Annotated in this window: 15 protein-coding genes; 10 read left to right on the forward strand and 5 right to left on the reverse strand. The window is 67.4% G+C overall.

Going from position 1 to position 17,601, the window contains the following annotated elements; all coding sequences use genetic code 11:
• Positions 1-102 precede the first annotated feature (102 nt).
• Positions 103-1,782: an energy-dependent translational throttle protein EttA gene (ettA, locus tag AC07U4_RS02230; protein ID WP_038659196.1), complete on the forward strand. Its 1,680-nt coding sequence runs from the start codon at positions 103-105 to the stop codon at positions 1,780-1,782.
• A 48-nt stretch (positions 1,783-1,830) separates the two neighbouring features.
• Here the strand turns inward: ettA and AC07U4_RS02235 are convergent, their stop codons facing one another.
• The 5 genes from AC07U4_RS02235 to AC07U4_RS02255 form a co-directional block, all read right to left on the reverse strand.
• Positions 1,831-2,403 (reverse strand): Uma2 family endonuclease, encoded by a 573-nt coding sequence (locus tag AC07U4_RS02235; protein WP_495194293.1) that lies wholly within the window; start codon positions 2,401-2,403, stop codon positions 1,831-1,833.
• Between the two features lie 32 nt (positions 2,404-2,435).
• On the reverse strand, positions 2,436-3,221 hold the full coding sequence (locus AC07U4_RS02240) for an NYN domain-containing protein (RefSeq protein WP_495194294.1): 786 nt from the start codon (positions 3,219-3,221) through the stop codon (positions 2,436-2,438).
• A gap of 23 nt (positions 3,222-3,244) precedes the next feature.
• Positions 3,245-3,625 (reverse strand): DoxX family protein, encoded by a 381-nt coding sequence (locus AC07U4_RS02245; protein ID WP_495194295.1) that lies wholly within the window; start codon positions 3,623-3,625, stop codon positions 3,245-3,247.
• 86 nt (positions 3,626-3,711) lie between these two features.
• Complete coding sequence (gene greB / locus AC07U4_RS02250) at positions 3,712-4,197, reverse strand: transcription elongation factor GreB (RefSeq protein WP_495194296.1); 486 nt, start codon at positions 4,195-4,197, stop codon at positions 3,712-3,714.
• Positions 4,198-4,206: 9 nt separating this feature from the next.
• On the reverse strand, positions 4,207-6,234 hold the full coding sequence (locus AC07U4_RS02255; protein WP_495194297.1) for a lytic transglycosylase domain-containing protein: 2,028 nt from the start codon (positions 6,232-6,234) through the stop codon (positions 4,207-4,209).
• A gap of 79 nt (positions 6,235-6,313) precedes the next feature.
• Here AC07U4_RS02255 and dapA point away from each other — a divergent pair, with 79 nt between their 5' ends.
• From dapA to AC07U4_RS02300, 9 genes are all read left to right on the forward strand, one after another.
• The gene (dapA, locus tag AC07U4_RS02260) at positions 6,314-7,198 is read left to right on the forward strand and encodes a 4-hydroxy-tetrahydrodipicolinate synthase (RefSeq protein WP_495194298.1); all 885 of its coding nucleotides are present in this window, start codon (positions 6,314-6,316) and stop codon (positions 7,196-7,198) included.
• Positions 7,199-7,382: 184 nt separating this feature from the next.
• Positions 7,383-7,865: an SsrA-binding protein SmpB gene (gene smpB / locus AC07U4_RS02265; protein WP_038659218.1), complete on the forward strand. Its 483-nt coding sequence runs from the start codon at positions 7,383-7,385 to the stop codon at positions 7,863-7,865.
• A 20-nt stretch (positions 7,866-7,885) separates the two neighbouring features.
• Positions 7,886-8,437, forward strand: coding sequence for a DUF2062 domain-containing protein (locus AC07U4_RS02270; RefSeq protein WP_038659222.1), 552 nt, complete (start codon positions 7,886-7,888; stop codon positions 8,435-8,437).
• A 59-nt stretch (positions 8,438-8,496) separates the two neighbouring features.
• Entirely contained in the window at positions 8,497-10,560 is a 2,064-nt protein-coding gene (locus tag AC07U4_RS02275) for a M13 family metallopeptidase (protein ID WP_495194299.1), read from the forward strand.
• A 64-nt stretch (positions 10,561-10,624) separates the two neighbouring features.
• The gene (locus tag AC07U4_RS02280) at positions 10,625-12,649 is read left to right on the forward strand and encodes a M13 family metallopeptidase (RefSeq protein ID WP_495194300.1); all 2,025 of its coding nucleotides are present in this window, start codon (positions 10,625-10,627) and stop codon (positions 12,647-12,649) included.
• 210 nt (positions 12,650-12,859) lie between these two features.
• Entirely contained in the window at positions 12,860-15,235 is a 2,376-nt protein-coding gene (locus AC07U4_RS02285) for a hybrid sensor histidine kinase/response regulator (protein WP_038659230.1), read from the forward strand.
• 82 nt (positions 15,236-15,317) lie between these two features.
• A complete protein-coding gene (locus tag AC07U4_RS02290) occupies positions 15,318-15,668 on the forward strand; it encodes a response regulator (protein WP_038659233.1) in 351 nt (116 codons plus the stop codon).
• A gap of 228 nt (positions 15,669-15,896) precedes the next feature.
• Positions 15,897-16,664 carry an SDR family oxidoreductase gene (locus tag AC07U4_RS02295; protein ID WP_038659236.1) on the forward strand — a complete coding sequence of 256 codons (768 nt, stop codon included), beginning with the start codon at positions 15,897-15,899 and terminating at the stop codon, positions 16,662-16,664.
• 10 nt (positions 16,665-16,674) lie between these two features.
• Entirely contained in the window at positions 16,675-17,589 is a 915-nt protein-coding gene (locus AC07U4_RS02300; RefSeq protein ID WP_038659239.1) for a glycoside hydrolase family protein, read from the forward strand.
• The last annotated feature ends 12 nt before the right edge of the window (positions 17,590-17,601 follow it).

Raw genomic sequence — 17,601 nt, forward strand, 5'->3', positions numbered from 1 at the left:
AAGCCGGGGCGGGCCGCGGCGGCGGCATTTGCACGGGGGGCATCGGATCGCTACATGCCGCTCCAAGATTTCCCGTCCTTATCGATCAGGAGCCGTCGGCACATGGCCGTCCAGTATACCTACGTCATGAAGGGTCTGACCAAGACCTTCCCCGGCGCGAACAAGCCCGTCCTCAACAACATCCATCTGCAATTCATTCCGTCGGCGAAGATCGCGATCATCGGCCCCAACGGCGCCGGCAAGTCGACGCTGATGAAGATCATGGCGGGCATGGACGCCGATTTCACCGGCGAGGCTTGGGCCGCCGAAGGCGTGCGCGTCGGCTATCTCGCGCAGGAGCCGCAGCTCGATCCGACCAAGGACGTGATGGGCAACGTCAAGGACGGCGTCCGCCCGGTCGCCGACCTCGTCGATCGCTTCAACGCCATTTCGGCGGAAATGGGCGATCCCAAGGACGACACCGACTTCGACGCGCTGATGGAGGAGATGGGCGAGCTGCAGGCCAAGATCGACGCGGTCGACGGCTGGACGCTCGACAGCCAGCTCGAACAGGCGATGGAGGCCTTGCGCTGCCCGCCGGGCGACGCCGAGGTCACCCGCCTGTCGGGCGGCGAGAAGCGCCGCGTTGCCTTGTGCAAGCTGCTGCTCGAAAAGCCCGACATCCTGCTGCTCGACGAACCGACCAACCACCTCGATGCCGAGAGCGTGTCGTGGCTGGAGAATTATCTCAAGGAATATACCGGCAACGTCATCCTTGTGACGCACGACCGTTACTTCCTCGACAATGTCGTCAACTGGGTGCTCGAACTCGATCGCGGGCGTTACTACACCTACGAGAGCAACTATTCGGGCTATCTCGAGAAGAAGGCCAAGCGCCTCGAGCAGGAGGAGCGCGAAGAGGCCGGCAAGCAGAAGGCGATCGCCGACGAACTCGCCTGGATGCGCCAGACCCCCAAGGCGCGCCAGACCAAGTCCAAGGCGCGTATCCGCGCGTTCGACGAGCTGATGGCGAAGCAGGAGAATCGCGTCGCCGGCAAGGCGCAGATCCTCATCCAGCTGCCCGAACGGCTCGGCGGCAAGGTGATCGAGGCCAAGGGGCTGACCAAGGCCTATGGCGACAAATTGCTGTTCGATGGTTTGGACTTCACGCTGCCGCCGGGCGGCATCGTCGGCGTGATCGGGCCGAACGGCGCGGGCAAGTCGACGCTGTTCAAGCTCATCACGGGCCAGGAAACCCCCGACAGCGGCACGATCGAGGTCGGCTCGACGGTGAAGCTCGGCTATGTCGACCAGAGCCGCGACGATCTCGATCCCAACAAGAACGTCTGGCAGGAGATTTCCGACGAGCTCGAGGTGTTCCGCTTCGGCAAGCAGGAACTCGGCACGCGCGCTTATGTCGGTGCGTTCAACTTCCGCGGCCCCGACCAGCAGAAGAAGGTCGGCCAGCTTTCGGGCGGCGAGCGCAACCGTGTCCATATGGCCAAGATGCTGAAGGAGGGCGGCAACGTCCTGCTCCTCGACGAACCGACCAACGACCTCGACGTCGAGACGCTGCGCGCGCTCGAAGAGGCGCTGGAGACGTTCGCGGGCTGCGCGGTGGTGATCAGCCACGATCGCTTCTTCCTCGATCGCCTCTGCACGCACATCCTCGCCTTCGAGGGCGACAGCCACGTCGAATGGTTCGAGGGCAATTACGAAAGCTACGAGGAAGACAAGCGCCGTCGCCTCGGCGACGCGGCCGATCGGCCGACGCGGCTGGCGTATAAGAAGCTCACGCGCTGAACGAAGGGGCGGCTTCGGAAACGGAGCTGCCCCTTTCCGGCATCGCGTTCAGATGTCGATGGTGGAGATGGTCAACTCGGGAATCGTCAGGGCAGTGATCACCTCGCCCAACGGAACGCGTCGCTGCGTCGCAAAGCCCGTCCCCTTGGGATCGGCCATCTGATGAATGACACGATCCCTCACGTTGATCACCCAATATTCCGGCACGCCTTCCTGCGCATAGACCTTGCGCTTGCGTCCAAGGTCGTTGCGGAGCGACGTATGGGCAACCTCGATCACCAGTGCGAGCGAGGCGAGCGGAATTAGGCCATCGCCCTCCGGCTCGGTGGTGAGCGCGATGTCCGGCTCCGGCACGTTATGCGGCGGCATCGCGATCGATCCTTCGACCAGCGCTTCCAATCCAGAGTCGATCCGGTCGAGCGCGTCCGCCAGCAGTCGGAACAGGCGCGACTTTATCCGGGCATGCGGTCGATGCTGCGCGTTCACGTGAACGATCTCGCCATCGAGCAACTCGGTCTTGCCATAGGCATCGAACGCCCCCGCCGCGTCGAGCGCCAGATAGTCCTCGACCCGCAGCTTGACCCGCCGTGGGGTGGTGATGAGCGGCGCCAGTCCAGTCATGGCGACCGTTTATCACCAAGCCGAACGCGACGCTACCGCACCCGCTTGACGAACACGCGCCCGTCCTCACGCCGCTCGCTCTGGAAATTCGGCACCGCCTGAATGAGGTCGGACAGGCGCTGATAGCCGTAGTTGCGCGCGTCGAAGCTCGAGCGGTTGCCGGCGAGCTGGCCCATCGCCGACAGGCTGACATAGCCCTTTTCGTCGCGCTTGACCGACTGATAGGCGTCGATCAGCAGCGCGATCAGTTCGGGATCGATCGGCTTCTTCGCCTTGGGTGCGGCGATCGAGGGGGGCAGCGAATCGCCGATCGGCACGTCGACGTTCGCCGGTTTCGCCGCCGCCGCCACCGGGGCGGTCGCCTCCGCCTTCGCCTCGCTGACCAGCGCGCCGACGTCGATGAAGCGCGTACACGCCTGTTTGAACGCCTCGGGCGTCTTGAGATTGCCGAAGCCGTAGACGGGGATGCCGTCCTGGCGGATACGCATCGCCAGCGGCATGAAGTCGCTGTCCGACGACATGATGCCGAAGCCCCCGATCCGCCCGCGGAACAGCAGGTCCATCGCGTCGATCGTCATCTTCATGTCGGTCGCGTTCTTGCCCTTGGTCAGGTCGAACTGCTGCTGTGGCTCGATGCCGTGCTTGAGCGTCATGTCGCGCCAGCCCTTGAGCGCGGGCTTCGACCAATTGCCGTAGACGCGGCGGATGTTGACCGTACCAAGCTCGGCGAGCACGGTCAGCACGGGGTCGATCGCATGCCAGGAGGCATTGTCGGCGTCGATCAGCAGGGCGATGTTGCGATTGTTGTCGTCGGGCATCCGCCCGGCCTATCAGAGCCGGCTCAGCCCCGCCAGCGCAGCGCGTCGACGCTCCACCGCCCGCCCCCGGCGGCGGCAAGGTACAGAAAGCCGAAGCAATAGAGGATCGCCGCCTCGCCGCCATTGGCGAGCGGCAGCCAGCCTTGCGGCGCATGCGCGAGGAAATAGGCCACCGCCATCTGTCCCGACAGGAGGAAGGCGACCGGCCGGGTCAGCAGCCCGGCCGCGATCAGCGCGCCGCCGACCAGTTCGAGCACCCCGGCGACGGTGAGCAGCGGATTTAGCGGCATCGGAAAAGGTGGGAGGCCGAAGAACTTCGATACGCCATGGCCGAGGAACAGCAGGCCGAAGACGAAGCGGAAGGCGCTGAGGAGATAGGGGGACCAGCGGTCGGGGATCGGCATGACGGGAGACCTTTTGTTGTCGTCCCGAAACATCGCGCCGGCCGGCAAACGGCGCAATACGAAGGGCCGAAACGGTCCGTTGCCGCTTATGCCGCGGGATAGGCGATCGCGATCACCTCATATTCCTTTTCGCCCGCGGGCAGCAGCACGCGGCGCAGATCGCCCACCGTCGCGCCCCGCAGCGCGCGCGCGATCGGCGCGTTCCAGCCGATGCGGCCGGCGCCCGCCTCCGCCTCGTCGTCGCCGACCAGAGTCAGTATCCGTTCGTGATCGTCCTCGTCGGCGATCGTCACCGTCGCGCCGAACCAGACGCGCGTCCGGTCCTCGGCGCGCGCCGGATCGACGACCTTGGCCGCCTTCATCCGCTTCGACAGCCAGCCGAGCCGGCGGTCGATCTCGCGCAGCCGCTTGCGGCCGTAGATATAGTCGCCGTTCTCCGACCGGTCGCCGTTGCCCGCCGCCCAGGCGATCGTCTCGACCAGCGCCGGCCGCTCGGTGCCGAACAATCGGTCGTATTCCGCGCGCAACACCGCATAGCCCGCGGGCGTGATGTAATTCGGCCGTTGCTCCATCGCCATGGCTCAGCCCGGACGGCCCTTGCCGAGATACCAGCTCGTATTCGCCGGTCCGCGGCTCTTCGCACGCGCCGGATTGATGAGGTCGTAGACGACCGCATTCTCGATCACGCGCTGCACGTAGTTGCGCGTTTCCTGATAGGGGATCGCCTCGATCCAGTCGACCATGTCGACCGCGCCGGTGCGCGGATCGCCATTGGCGCGCAGCCATTTGTTCACGTTGCCGCCGCCCGCGTTATAGGCCGCGATGGCGAGCGGATAGCTGCCGTAGATAGTGAAGATGCGCTGGAAATAGCTCGATCCCAGCATGATCGACAGCTTCGGATCGGTGGTCAGCGCGCCGGGGTCGTAGGCGATGCCGATCTTGCCCGATTGCTCGCGCGCGGTGGCGGGCATCAGCTGCATCAGCCCGCGCGCGCCGGCATGGCTGACCGCGGTCTTGTCGAACTGGCTCTCCTGCCGTGCGATCGCGTGGATCAGCGTCCAATTGTCCTCGTAACCGACCGGCACCGCCACCGTTGGGAAACCGGTTGCGGAATAGTCGCTAAGCCCGTTCTGCATCGCGCTGCGCCCGACCAGCACGCCGAGATCGGGCCGGCCGATCTGCGACGACAGTTCGGCGGCAAGCAGGTGATCGTTCGGCGTCGTCGCGTCCGCCGCGATCTGGCGGATGAACGCGGTCTGGTCCTGCCACTGGCCGATCTGGCCGAGGAAGCGCGCCGCGCGCACCGTCTCGCGGCTGGCGAAGGCCTGCCGCACCTCGGGCGCGATCGCCGGCGTGCCGATCGCGGGCGGCGCCACCAGCGGCCGCCCGGTCCGCTCGAGCGCGAGCTGGCCGTAGAATTGATCGCGATAGCCCGCCGCCTGCGCGTAATAACCGGCGGCTTCCGCCGGTTTGCCCGCCGCCTCGGCGGCGCGGCCGGCCCAGTAGAAGCCCTTGGCGCGCGTCTGCGGCGCCTGGCTGCCGCGGCCGTAGCGGTCAAACATCACCATCGCATCGGCGGGCCTGCCGAGTTGCCTCATCGCGGTCTGCCCGGCGAGCCAGACGAGGCTCGTATAATCGTCGCGCTCGCCATAGGGTTTGGTCGAGACGTCGGTGCCGGCCGGATAGGCGTCGTCGACCTGCCGCGCGATGTCATAGGCGAGCTGATATTGCCCGTCCGCCGCGGCACCGCGCGCATTGGTCAGCAGCACCTCATACCATGTTTCGACCGCGCCCGGCCGCGAGGCGAGGCTGCGCGGCCGCGCCAGCCAGTTGCGCGCGGTCGGCGACGCGCCCGAATTGCGCAGCCACACCGCGCGATCCGCGACATAGCCGGGGTCGCTGGCGAACTGGTCCTGCGTGCGCATCGCAAGATCGGCGGCGGTGGCGGCATTGGTGCGGAACGCAAGCCGCGCCTCGAACACGGGCCGCCGTGCCGGGCTGGTATAGGCGATCTGCCGGCCGGCGACGCCGGTCGCATTCTGCCACAGCAAGGCATCCATGCGCGCATCGTGATCGTCGGGCGTCAGCGCGCTGGCAAAGCTCGTCAGGATCGTCGCCTCGTCGTTCGCCGACAGTCCGCCCTTGCGCCACGCCGCGCGCGCGGCGGCCTGCGCCTCGGCGCTGCGCCCGACCGCCTGATAGGCGCGCGCCTGCGCGACGAGACCCGCGGTCGACTGCGGCGGGAAGCGGGTGAAGAAGGCGAGCACGTTGCTCGGCGAGGCATTGACCGCCTGCCGCTCGGCAGCGCGCCGGTTGGCGGTCTGGCTCGGCCAGCCGGGATGCGCCATCAGGAAGCCGGCATAACTGTCGAAGGGCAGCGCGTCGGTCTGCTGGATCGTCTTCCATTGCGCGATCGCGGCTGCGATCGCGCCGTCGGCGGGCGATTGCGGCGCCTGCGGCGACATGTTCGCCATCTGGGTGCGATAGCGTTCGAGCGCGTCGGGGCTGCTCGCCTGATTGCCGGGCGGGATCTGCTGCTGTACGGGCGCCGCGGTGACTCCGGCGAAGGCGGCGATGAGGATCGAGATCGGCAGGCTGGTCGGGTGCATGTGGACATCATACGGTCTCGACCCGTATCTGTCCTGAACGAAAATCCCGACCCGGCGCAGCAGGAGCCCGAAAAGTCCCATGTTCTCTGGTTCCATCCCCGCTCTGGTCACGCCCTTCGCCGCCGACGGGGCCTTCGACGAAGCCGTCTATCGTGATCTTATAGACTGGCAGATCGCCGAAGGATCGTCGGCGCTGGTCCCCTGCGGCACGACCGGCGAGGCGGCGACGCTGACCGCCGACGAGCATTTCGGCATCGTCCGCATCTGCGTCGATCAGGCGGCGGGTCGCGTGCCGGTGATCGCCGGCGCCGGCTCGAACGACACGCAGGTCGCCGCCGCCAACATCCGCCGCGCCAAGGAGGCGGGGGCCGACGCGGCGCTGATGGTCCCGCCTTATTACAACCGGCCGAGCCAAGAGGGCATCTACCAGCATTTTGCCCGGCTCGCCGAACAGGCGGACCTGCCGATCGTGCTCTATAACGTACCCGGCCGCACGGTGACCGACATCCAGCCGGCGACGCTGGTGCGGATCGTCACCGCCTTCCCCAAGATCTTCGTCGCGGTGAAGGATGCGAGCGGCGCGATCGCGCGCGTCTCGGCGCATCGTGCCGGCTGCGGGCCGGATTTCGTTCAGCTTTCCGGCAACGACGATATGGCGCTGGCGTTCAACGCGATGGGGGGCAGGGGGTGTATCTCGGTTTCCGCCAACGTCGCGCCGCGACTGTGCGCCGAATTCCAGGCGGCGTGTCAGGCGGGCGATTATGCCGCCGCGCTGGCGTTGCAGGACCGGCTGTATCCGCTCCACGACGCGCTGTTCACCGATGCGTCGCCGGGGCCGGTGAAATACGCGATGACCCGCGTCCGGCCGGGCTTCCCGCAAGGCCTGCGTCTGCCGATGACCTGGCCGTCGGAGGCGTCGCGCAACGCGGTCGATGCGGCGCTGGCGCACGCGGGGCTCGTTTAAGCCGCTTCGTCACGCACCCATCCGTCACCCCGGCCTTGCGCCGGGGTCCCGCTTCTTGCGGTCCGCCGTACGGATGAACAGCGGGACCCCGGCGCAAGGCCGGGGTGATGATAAGGGAAAGCCGGAATGTTATAACTGTGACCCGCTTCCCCTTGCCCGCAACACCGCCTACATCGCCGGTCACATGTCGCGTCCCAAACCCGCCACCTTCGACAAGAAGAAGATCGTCGCCGAGAACCGCAAGGCCCGGTTCGAATATACCATCGATACCGTCTACGAGGCGGGGATCGCGCTGACCGGCACCGAGGTGAAGTCGCTGCGCTTCGGCGAGGGCAGTATCGCGGAAAGCTATGCCGAGGTGCGCGACGGCTCGGTCTGGCTGGTCAACGCCAACGTCCCCGAGTTCAGCCACGGCAACCGCTTCAACCACGAGGCCAAGCGCCCGCGCAAATTGCTGCTCCACGAACGCGAGATCAACAAGCTGCACGGCGCCGTCGCGCGCGAGGGGATGACGCTCGTCCCGCTCAGCGTCTATTTTAACGGCCGCGGCCGGGCGAAGGTGGAACTCGCGCTCGCCAAGGGCCGCAAGGACCACGACAAGCGTGCCGCGATCAAGGAGCGCGAATGGAAGCGCGAAGCCGGTCGCATCATGCGCGACCGCGGCTGACCGGAGCGAACGCGCACCGCATGTTCCAGAAAAGCGTCGCCTGGTGTCGTCGCAACATGCCGACCCGCGAATCGATGGAATCGAACCGGCTGCTGCGGCCGGTCGCGCATCGGGTGATGGAGCCGGGCCTGTGGCGGTTCAACCGCCGCTCGGTGCCGCGCGGCGTCGCGCTCGGTATGGTCGCCGGCTTTCTCTTCCCGGTCGCGCAGATCGCGATCGCCGCGCTGTTCGCGCTGCCGTTCCGCGCCAACGTGCCGGTCGCGGCGCTCACCACCTTCATCACCAATCCGCTCACCACCCCCTTCCTGTGGTTCGTCGCCTATCGCATCGGCGCGTGGATCCTGCACAGCGACGCGCCGGCGATCGTCCAGCCGGTGGCGGAGGCGACCGACTGGCTCCACCGCGTCACCGGCGCGCTCGGCTGGCTGTGGGACAAGGGGCCGGCGTTCGCGCTCGGCCTCGTCATCCTGACCAGCGTCTGCGCGGGCCTCGGCTATGCGCTCAGCGCGTTCGGCTGGCGATTGTGGATCGCCCGCAAATGGCGTCATCGACATGCGGCAAACCGGGTTTGACGGACGGCGGCAAGCCGGTACAACAGACATGATAACATTCGATACTATGGGGGATTTTGATGCGTAAACAGGTACTTGGCGCTATTCTGCTCGCTTCGGCCGCATCCGGCGCGGTTTATGCGCAGACCGCCGCCCGCTCCGCCACGGCACCCGTCGCCACCAACGGCAAGCCGCAGCTTGGCGACTTCGGCGTCGACCTGACCGCGATGGACCGCAAGATCGCGCCCGGCGACGATTTCTACAATTACGTCAACGGCGCGTGGATGGCGCGGACCGAGATCCCCGCCGACAAGGCGAGCTGGGGTGGCTTCGGCATCCTGCGCGATCTGTCCGATACCCGCACCCGTGCGGTGATCGAGGGGGCGGCGGCCAATCCGGGCAGCGATCCCGTCGCCGCCAAGATCGGCGATACCTATGCGACCTTCATGGACGCCGCGGCGATCGAGGCAGCGGGCGCCACCCCGCTCAAGCCCTATCTCGCCAAGATCGCGGCGATCCGCTCGCAAAGCGATCTCGCCAAGGCGTTCGGCGAGGCGACGATGCACGGCATCGACGTGCCGGTCGGCGCCGGCATCGAACAGGACCTCAAGGACAATACTGTCTACGCCGTCTATCTCGGCCAGGGCGGCCTCGGCCTGCCCGACCGCGATTACTATCTGAAGGACGACGCCAAGTTCGCCGAGGCACGGACCAAATACGTCGCCTATATCGCCGACATGCTGCGCATGGCCGGCCAGCCCGATCCGCAGGGCTCGGCGCAGCGCATCTACGATCTCGAGAAGCAGATCGCGCAGGTCCATTGGGCGCGTGCCGAGCTGCGCGAGGTCGAGAAGGGCTATAACCCCGCGCAGGTCGCCGATCTCGCCACCAGCATGCCCGGCTTCGACTGGAAGGCGATGCTCGCCGCCCAAGGTCTTGGCGCGCAGTCCCGCGTGATCGTCGGCCAGCCCTCGGCGCTGACCGGCATCGCCAAGATCGTCGCGGCGACGCCGCTGCCGGTGTGGCGCGAATATCTGGCGTTCCATACCATATCGAACGCCGCGCCGCTGCTGTCGTCGAACTTCGTCAACGCGCAATTCGCCCTGTTCGGCACGACGATCAACGGCACGCCGGAGCTCAAGCAGCGCTGGAAGCGCGGCGTCGATCTGGTCAACGGCAGCCTCGGCGAGGCGGTCGGCCAGATCTACGTGCAGAAATACTTCCCGCCCGAGGCGAAGGCCAAGGCCGACGAGCTGGTCCGCAATTTGATCACGGCGATGGACGCGCGCCTCGCCAAGCTCGAATGGATGGCGCCCGAGACCAAGGTGAAGGCGCGCGCCAAGCTCGCCGCCTTCACGCCCAAGATCGGCTATCCCGACAAGTTCCGCGACTATACCGCGCTGCGCGTCGTCAAGGGGGACGTGCTGGGCAATGCCGACCGCGTCGCCGAGTTCGAATACAACCGCCAGCTCAACAAGATCGGCAAGCCGGTCGACCGCAGCGAATGGTTTATGACGCCGCAGACGGTCAACGCCTACGCCAACCCGCTGATGAACGAGGTCGTTTTCCCGGCCGCGATCCTCCAGCCGCCGTTCTTCGATCCCAATGCCGATCCCGCGGTGAACTATGGCGCGATCGGCGCGGTGATCGGCCACGAGCTGAGCCATCACTTCGACGATCAGGGTCGCAAGTTCGACCCCAAGGGCAATTTCGCCGATTGGTGGACGCCTGCCGACGTCCAGCGTTTCACCGCGCTGACCGACAAGGTCGTCGCGCAATATGGCGCCTACGAGCCGATCCCGGGCAGCCACGTCAACGGCAAGCTGACGCTGGGCGAGAACATGGCCGATCTCGCCGGCATCAACGTCGCCTATGACGCCTACAAGCTGTCGCTCAAGGGCAAGAAGCCGGCGGTGCTCGACGGGTTCACGGGCGACCAGCGCTTCTTCATGGGCTTCGGCCAGGTCTGGCAGACCAAGGCGCGCGAGGCGTCGATCAAGAACCAGCTCACCACCGATCCGCATACGCCGGGCCAGTGGCGCGCCTATGTGGTCCGCAACCTCGACGCCTGGTATCCGGCGTTCGACGTGAAGCCGGGGCAGAAATATTATCTCGCCCCCGCCGACCGCATCAAGATCTGGTAATCACGTGTCTATCCGCCGCCCGCTCCCCGTCGAGCGGGCGGCGGTTTCGTTTTCGGGAGCTTGCATGAAGTCCTTCCTCCTCGCCGGTCTGCTCGGCGCCTCGGCGCTCGCCGGCATCGTCCACGCGCAGAACGCGCCCGCACCCGCCGCACCATCGGGCAAGCCCGAACTCGGCAGCTACGGCTTCGACACCGCCGGCATGAACACCGCGGTTGCGCCGGGCGACGATTTCTACGATTATGCCAACGGCACCTGGGCGAAGACCACGGCGATCCCCGCCGACAAGTCGAGCTTCGGCGCGTTCGACGTGCTCGCCGACCGCTCGCGCGACCGTACCCGCGGCATCCTCGACGCCGCCGCCAAGACCAGCGGGTCGAAGATCGGCACCGCTTATGCGACCTATCTCGACACCGCGGGAATCGAGAAGAAGGGCCTCGCCCCGATCAAGCCGTGGCTCGCCGAGATCAAGGCGGTGACCAAGGCGAACTATCCGACGCTGATCGCCAAGGCGGCGAGGCAGGGCGTCGGCACGCCCTTCGGCACCGGCGTCGGTCAGGACGCCAAGAACCCCGAAATCTATATCGTCGGGGTTCGTCAGGCCGGCCTCGGCCTGCCCGATCGCGATTATTACCTCGACGCCAAGAACGCCAAGGAGAAGGCGGGCTATGAGGCGCATATCGCGAAGATGCTCACCCTCGCCGGCGAGCGCGATGCGGCGGCGCGCGCGAAGGCGCTGGTCGATTTCGAGACGCAGATCGCGCAGGTGAGCTGGACGCGGATCGACAGCCGCGACGCCAACAAGACCTATAACAAGACCAATGTCGCCGATCTGGCGCGCAGCGCGCCGGGCTTCGACTTCGTCACTTACCTGAAAGCGCTTGGCACGCCGGTCGACAGCCTCAACGTCAGCCAGCCGTCGGCGATCGCCGGCATCGCCAGACTGATCGCCGATGCACCGGTCGCGGTGCTACAGGATCAACTGCTGATCCGCAGCCTCGACAATTATGCCGACGTGCTGCCTGCTGCCTTCGATCAGGAGCAATTCGCCTTCTACGGCACGTTGCTCTCGGGCACGCCGCAGCAGGAGGAGCGCTGGAAGCGCGCGGTCGGCTTCACCAGTGGCGCGCTGTCCGACGAGGTCAGCAAGGTCTATGTCGCGCAATATTTCCCGCCCGAGACCAAGGCGGCGGCGGACAGCCTCGTCAAGAACGTGCTGGCGGCGATGGGCACGCGCATCGACAAGCTCGACTGGATGGCGCCCGAAACCAAGGTCAAGGCGCATGCCAAGCTCGCCGCCTTCACCCCCAAGATCGGCTATCCCGATCGCTGGCGCGATTATTCGGCGCTGAAGATCGTCGCCGGCGACGCCTTCGGCAACGAGCGTCGCAGCGCGGAATGGCGCTACGCCTATAACATCGGCCATCTCGGCAAGCCGTTGCAGCGCTGGGAATGGGGCATGACGCCGATGACGGTCAACGCTTATGCCAATTTCGGCATGGTCGAGATCGTCTTTCCCGCCGCGATCCTGCAACCGCCGTTCTTCGACCCCAACGCCGATCCGGCGGTCAATTACGGCGGCATCGGCGCGGTGATCGGCCACGAACTGAGCCACCATTTCGACGATCAGGGCTCGAAATACGACGCCAAGGGCCAACTCACCGACTGGTGGACGCCGCAGGACGTGGCGCGGTTCAAGGCGCTCACCGGCAAGCTCGTCGCGCAATATGACGCCTATGAACCGCTGCCCGGCATGCACGTGAAGGGCGCGCTGACGCTCGGCGAGAACACCGCCGATCTCGCCGGCCTGTCGGTCGCCTATGACGCGTACAAGACGTCGCTGGGCGGCCGCGCGGCACCGGTGATCGACGGCATGACCGGCGACCAGCGTTTCTATCTTGGCTGGGCGCAGGTCTGGCGCCGCAATTATCGCGAGGCCAATCTCAAGCAGCGGCTGATGACCGATCCGCACAGCCCGTCGCAGCAGCGCACCTGGGTCGTCCGCAACCTCGACCCCTGGTATGCCGCCTACAAGCCGGCACCGACCGGCAAGATCGTCCTGCCGCCCGAACAGCGCGTGCGCATCTGGTAGCTGCGTCCTGCCCCGCCATGCCGCAACGACGGCATGGCGGGGTGTCGTAAGGGCAGGGGGCCGGCGGGCCGCCACGAGCGGGCGGCCCGCCGGCCGGGACATTTGGCCAATGCCAAACAGGAACCAATACGCCGCAACGGCTTACTCCTGCGCCGGACTGCTACCAATCGCTTGACCTGACCGGCCCGATCCCGCGATGACGGCGCGGAGATGGCCTCGTCCCCGATCCTCGATAACCCCACCCGCACCGCCGCGTTGATCGCCGGCGTGATCACGCTTGCCGCGGCGGCACTGATCCTCGCCGTCGTCGGCAGCCTCGTCGCCGCGGCGGGGTTCTTCGCGGTCGGGATCATTGCCGCCGGCATGGTCTTCGCCTGGCGCCTGCTGACCCCGCAACACGCCGGCGAGGCGCGCGCGGTCGACTGGGAGTTCACCCGTGCCGTCGCGCAGGCGAGCAGCGACGCCGTGGCGATCACGGACCGCGCCGGTCGGCTGGTCTGCGCCAACGACGCCTATGAGGCGCTGTTCGCCGGCTTCCCGACCCCGCCCGGCCTGCCGCTCGACAATGACGGCGTCGCCCTGCTCGGCAATGCCGGCCGCATCGCCTGGCGCGAGGGCAATGGCGTCGTCCGCAATCTCCAGGTCGGCGTCCACCGCGTCTGCGCGCGCATCACCCGCGCCGGCGACGAAGGCGACATGCTCGTCTGGCGCTTCAGCGTGACCGAAGAGCAGGACGTCGCCGCCTCGACCGAGGCGCTGATCGAGGGGGCGACCGGCGATCGCCTCGGCGGTGCCGGCGTGATGGCGGCGCTGATCTGCCCCGATGGCCGCGTCCGCGCCGCCAACCGGGTGCTGGCCCAGCGCGCGCTCGGCGGCGGCGAGCGGCTGGAGGGGCGCGACTTTGCGCGATTGCTGATCACCGACAGCCGCGGCCTCGTCCGCTTCGAACGCGAGGGGCTCGACGGCACGCCGCTGCGCGTCGTCCAGATCCCCTTCATGGATTCGGAGGACGCCCCGGTGCTCGTCGCGCTGCTCGACGACGAGGACAGCGCGCCGGCGATCGGCGCCTCGGCCTCGGCGCATGTGCGCAGCCTCGTCAGCCTGATGCCGTTCGGCATGGCGCTCGTCGACCGCGAGGGCAAGTTCCTGCAGATGAACGACGCCTTCATCCGCGCCGCGGGTGTCGAGCCGAAGGCGCCGCCGCTCTACCCGGGCGATCTCGTCGTGCGCGAGGACAAGGCCGCGGTCGCCGATGCGATCCGCCGCTTCGCCGGCGGCGCGACGCATTCCTCCGACATGGCGGTCCGCCTCAAGAGCCATCCCGACGAGCCCGTCGCGCTCACCATCGCCGGCGCGCGCGGGCTCGGCGATGCCGCGGTGCTGCTCAGCCTCAAGGACAATAGCGAGGAGAGCCGCCTCAAGCGCGAGGTGGCGCAGGCGACGAAGATGCAGGCGGTCGGCCAGCTCGCCGGTGGCGTCGCGCACGACTTCAACAACATCCTGACCGCGATCATCGGCCATTGCGACCTGATGATGATGCGCCATTCGCCCGGCGACAGCGATTACGACGATATCCAGCAGATCCGCACCAATTCGAACCGCGCCGCCAGCCTGACCCGCCAGTTGCTCGCGTTCAGTCGCCAGCAGACGCTGCGGCCGCAGACGCTGCAACTGCCCGACGTCGTCGCCGAGGTTTCCAACCTGCTCAAGCGGCTGATGGGCGAACAGATCCGCCTCGACGTCACCCACGGGCGCAACCTCGGGGCGGTGCGCGCCGATCCGGGCCAGCTCGAACAGGTCGTCGTCAATCTCGCCGTCAACGCCCGTGACGCGATGCTCGCGCATAATCCGGGCGGCGGCGGCACGCTGACCATCCAGACCAAGTCGGTCACCGCCACCGAGGTGCGTGCGATGGCGTCCGACATCCTGCCCGTCGCCGATTATACCGCGCTGGTGGTGAGCGACGAGGGCGGCGGCATTCCCCCGGAGATCCTGCCCAAGATCTTCGAACCCTTCTTCACCACCAAGGAGGTCGGCAAGGGCACCGGCCTCGGCCTGTCGACCGTCTACGGCATCGTCAAGCAATCGGGCGGCTGGATCTTCGCCGAATCGAAACCGGGCCAGGGCGCGACCTTCACCATGTACCTGCCGGTCCATGCCGCCGGCACCGTCAGCCGCGTCCCCGCCTCGCGGCCGAGCCCCAAGCCGGTCGAGATGTGGGGCACCGGCACGATCCTGCTCGTCGAGGACGAAGGCATGGTCCGCGCCGTCGCCGAACGCGCGCTGACCCGCCAGGGCTATACCGTGATGACCGCGGAGAATGGCGAGGCGGCGCTCGAACTGCTCGACCGCAACGGCCGCCCCGACCTGTTGATCAGCGACGTGGTGATGCCGACGATGGACGGCCCGACCATGGTCCGCCACGCCCGCGACCGCTATCCCGATCTGCCGATCATCTTCATGTCGGGCTATGCCGAGGAGCAATTGCGCCGCTCGATCGACCTCGACAACGTCGCCTTCCTGCCCAAACCGTTCAGCGTGCAGCAGCTTGCCGAGGCGGCGAGGGACGTGCTGGTTGGACGCTGATCGCGGGTTCGCCGCCGGAACGGGACACCGCGCGCGAAATCATATGTTGGCATTGCACAATGACCGCGGGTAAGGGCGCGGGATGGCTTCTCCTACGCAGATCCTCATCGTCGAGGATGAACCCCTCATTGCGATGATGCTCGAGGATTTCCTCGAGGTCCTGGACAAGACGTCCGCCGGCACCGTCGACACGGTCGCCGGTGCGCTGGCGCGGGTCGAGGACGGCGGCATCGACGCCGCGATCCTCGACGTCAACCTGCGCGGCGGCGAGAAGAGCACGCCGATCGCCGAAGCGTTGGCGGCGCGCGACATCCCCTTCATCTTCGCCACCGGCGGCAGCGACGACAGCGTCGACGCGCAGTTCCGCGACCGGCCGGTGCTGCAGAAGCCGTTCACGATGGACGGCGTGGCGAAGGCCCTCGAAGCGCTCTAAAGCGGGGCCTCTGCCAAATCCTGCCAGTGCTCCCGCGCAGGCGGGAGCCCAGGAGTCGCGTGCGCTACCGAACGTTTCTCTGTTTGGGTCCGTGTTCCCGCGTTCGCGGGAACACGGGCAGGCGATCGCGCGAAGCGACAGGTGCGCCCCCGCGCATGACGCATTTGTCACCGGAACGAAGGCCCTGCGGATCGCATTGACGGTCCAGGCTTTCAGGAGGGAACAGGCGTGGCAGGCGAACCGATTGCGATCGTGACCGGCGGGGAATCCGGCATCGGCGCGGCCTGCGTCGCGGCGCTCGCCAAGGCTGGCACCCGCGTCGTCTTCACCTATTTCCGCGACGCCGCCGCCGCGCAGGCGGTGGTGCAGGCTGCCGGCGGCGAGGCCCTCGCGCATGCCGTCCAATGCGACGTCTCCAGCGAAGCCGCGGTCGAGACCCTCTTCGCCGAGGCCGAGGCGCGCTTCGGCACCGCGACCTGGCTGGTCAATTCCGCCGGGCTCAACATGGCCGGCACCAAGCTGGTCGACATGCCGCTCGACCAGTTCGATCGGGTGATCCGCTCCGACCTCTACGGCCCGTTCCTCACCTGTCGCCGCTTCGTCCGCGCGGCCGAGGCCGCGAAGGCCGGCGGCCGTATCGTCAACATCTCCTCGATTCACGAGCGCGCGCCGCGTCCTGGCGGCGCCGATTACGATTCGGCCAAGGGTGGCCTCGCCCAGCTCACCGCGACGCTGGCGCTCGAGCTGGCGCCGTCGCGGATCGCGGTCAACGGCATCGCCCCCGGCATGATCCTGACCCCGATGAACGCGCATGCGGTCGCGGATCGCGACTATCGCGCGAAGCTGGAGGCGAACATCCCCTGGGGCCGCGCCGGCACCGCCGACGAGGTTGCGACGCTCGTCGCCTTCCTGCTCTCGCCCGCCGCCGATTACATCACCGGCACCACCGTGACGATCGACGGCGCCTTGTCGCTCGTCGTCGCGCAGGGCGCATAAGGAGCGCCCGATGCCCACCTACGCCGTCGAAGCGCTCGACACCGTCACCATCGCCCCGGGTTCGCCGATCGACGGCATGGACCTGATGAGCCCGTTCGTGTGGCAGGAGCACGGCCGCTACCGCATGCTGGTGCGCGGCGTCCCCGATCCGCTCGGGCCGCACGATCCGACCGGGCTGATCGCCAGCGGCTGGAGCGACGACGGCCTCCATTTCACGCTCGACGCGCAACTCGCCATTGCGCCGGGGACCGATCCGCAGGACGCCGACGCAGGCGGTTGCGAGGACCCGACCGTGCTGATCGCCGACGATGGCAGCTATGTCGTCTATTACACCGGCGTCGACGCCGCCCGCTCGCAGGGCGTGCTGATCGCCGCCAGCGGCCCGTCGCTCGATACGTTGGTCAAACGCCGCGTCGCGCTCGCCGCACCGGCAGGCGAAGGCAATATCAAGGAGGCGACCTTCGCGCAGACCCCGGCGGGCGACTGGCGCCTGTTCTACGAATATGCCGCCGCGGAGGACCGAGGCATCGGCGCGTCGCGCGTCGGCATCGCCCGGGCCGAAATGCTCGGCGATCCGTGGACGTCGCTCGCCGATCCGTTTCCGATCCGCGCTGATTCCTGGGACAATTGGCACCTCTCCACCGGCCCGGTCTGCCAATTGCCCGGCGCCGATCCGGTGATGTTTTACAATGGCGCGACGCTCGACGCGCGCTGGCGGATCGGCTGGATCAGTTTCTCGCCGGACTTCGCGCACGTCACCGGCCGCGGCCTCGAACCCGTCATCCTGCCGCCGCCGCCCGAGGATCGCGCCAAGACCGACATCGCCTTCGCTGCATCGACGATCATCGAGAACGGCATGATATCGTTATACTTTTCGCTGGAGGACCGCATCCTGCGCCGCGCGCGCATCCGATATTACGCGTAACAAGCTTGCGTT

This window comes from Sphingomonas sp. GW821-FHT02B09 (assembly GCF_059421875.1).

Excerpts from the sequence above, each read along its gene's own strand:
- ettA (WP_038659196.1), top strand. The coding sequence starts at position 103 with ATGGCCGTCCAGTATACCTACGTCATGAAGGGTCTGACCAAGACCTTC.
- AC07U4_RS02235 (WP_495194293.1), bottom strand. The coding sequence starts at position 2,403 with ATGACTGGACTGGCGCCGCTCATCACCACCCCACGGCGGGTCAAGCTG.
- AC07U4_RS02240 (WP_495194294.1), bottom strand. The coding sequence starts at position 3,221 with ATGCCCGACGACAACAATCGCAACATCGCCCTGCTGATCGACGCCGAC.
- AC07U4_RS02245 (WP_495194295.1), bottom strand. The coding sequence starts at position 3,625 with ATGCCGATCCCCGACCGCTGGTCCCCCTATCTCCTCAGCGCCTTCCGC.
- greB (WP_495194296.1), bottom strand. The coding sequence starts at position 4,197 with ATGGAGCAACGGCCGAATTACATCACGCCCGCGGGCTATGCGGTGTTG.
- AC07U4_RS02255 (WP_495194297.1), bottom strand. The coding sequence starts at position 6,234 with ATGCACCCGACCAGCCTGCCGATCTCGATCCTCATCGCCGCCTTCGCC.
- dapA (WP_495194298.1), top strand. The coding sequence starts at position 6,314 with ATGTTCTCTGGTTCCATCCCCGCTCTGGTCACGCCCTTCGCCGCCGAC.
- smpB (WP_038659218.1), top strand. The coding sequence starts at position 7,383 with ATGTCGCGTCCCAAACCCGCCACCTTCGACAAGAAGAAGATCGTCGCC.
- AC07U4_RS02270 (WP_038659222.1), top strand. The coding sequence starts at position 7,886 with ATGTTCCAGAAAAGCGTCGCCTGGTGTCGTCGCAACATGCCGACCCGC.
- AC07U4_RS02275 (WP_495194299.1), top strand. The coding sequence starts at position 8,497 with ATGCGTAAACAGGTACTTGGCGCTATTCTGCTCGCTTCGGCCGCATCC.
- AC07U4_RS02280 (WP_495194300.1), top strand. The coding sequence starts at position 10,625 with ATGAAGTCCTTCCTCCTCGCCGGTCTGCTCGGCGCCTCGGCGCTCGCC.
- AC07U4_RS02285 (WP_038659230.1), top strand. The coding sequence starts at position 12,860 with ATGGCCTCGTCCCCGATCCTCGATAACCCCACCCGCACCGCCGCGTTG.
- AC07U4_RS02290 (WP_038659233.1), top strand. The coding sequence starts at position 15,318 with ATGGCTTCTCCTACGCAGATCCTCATCGTCGAGGATGAACCCCTCATT.
- AC07U4_RS02300 (WP_038659239.1), top strand. The coding sequence starts at position 16,675 with ATGCCCACCTACGCCGTCGAAGCGCTCGACACCGTCACCATCGCCCCG.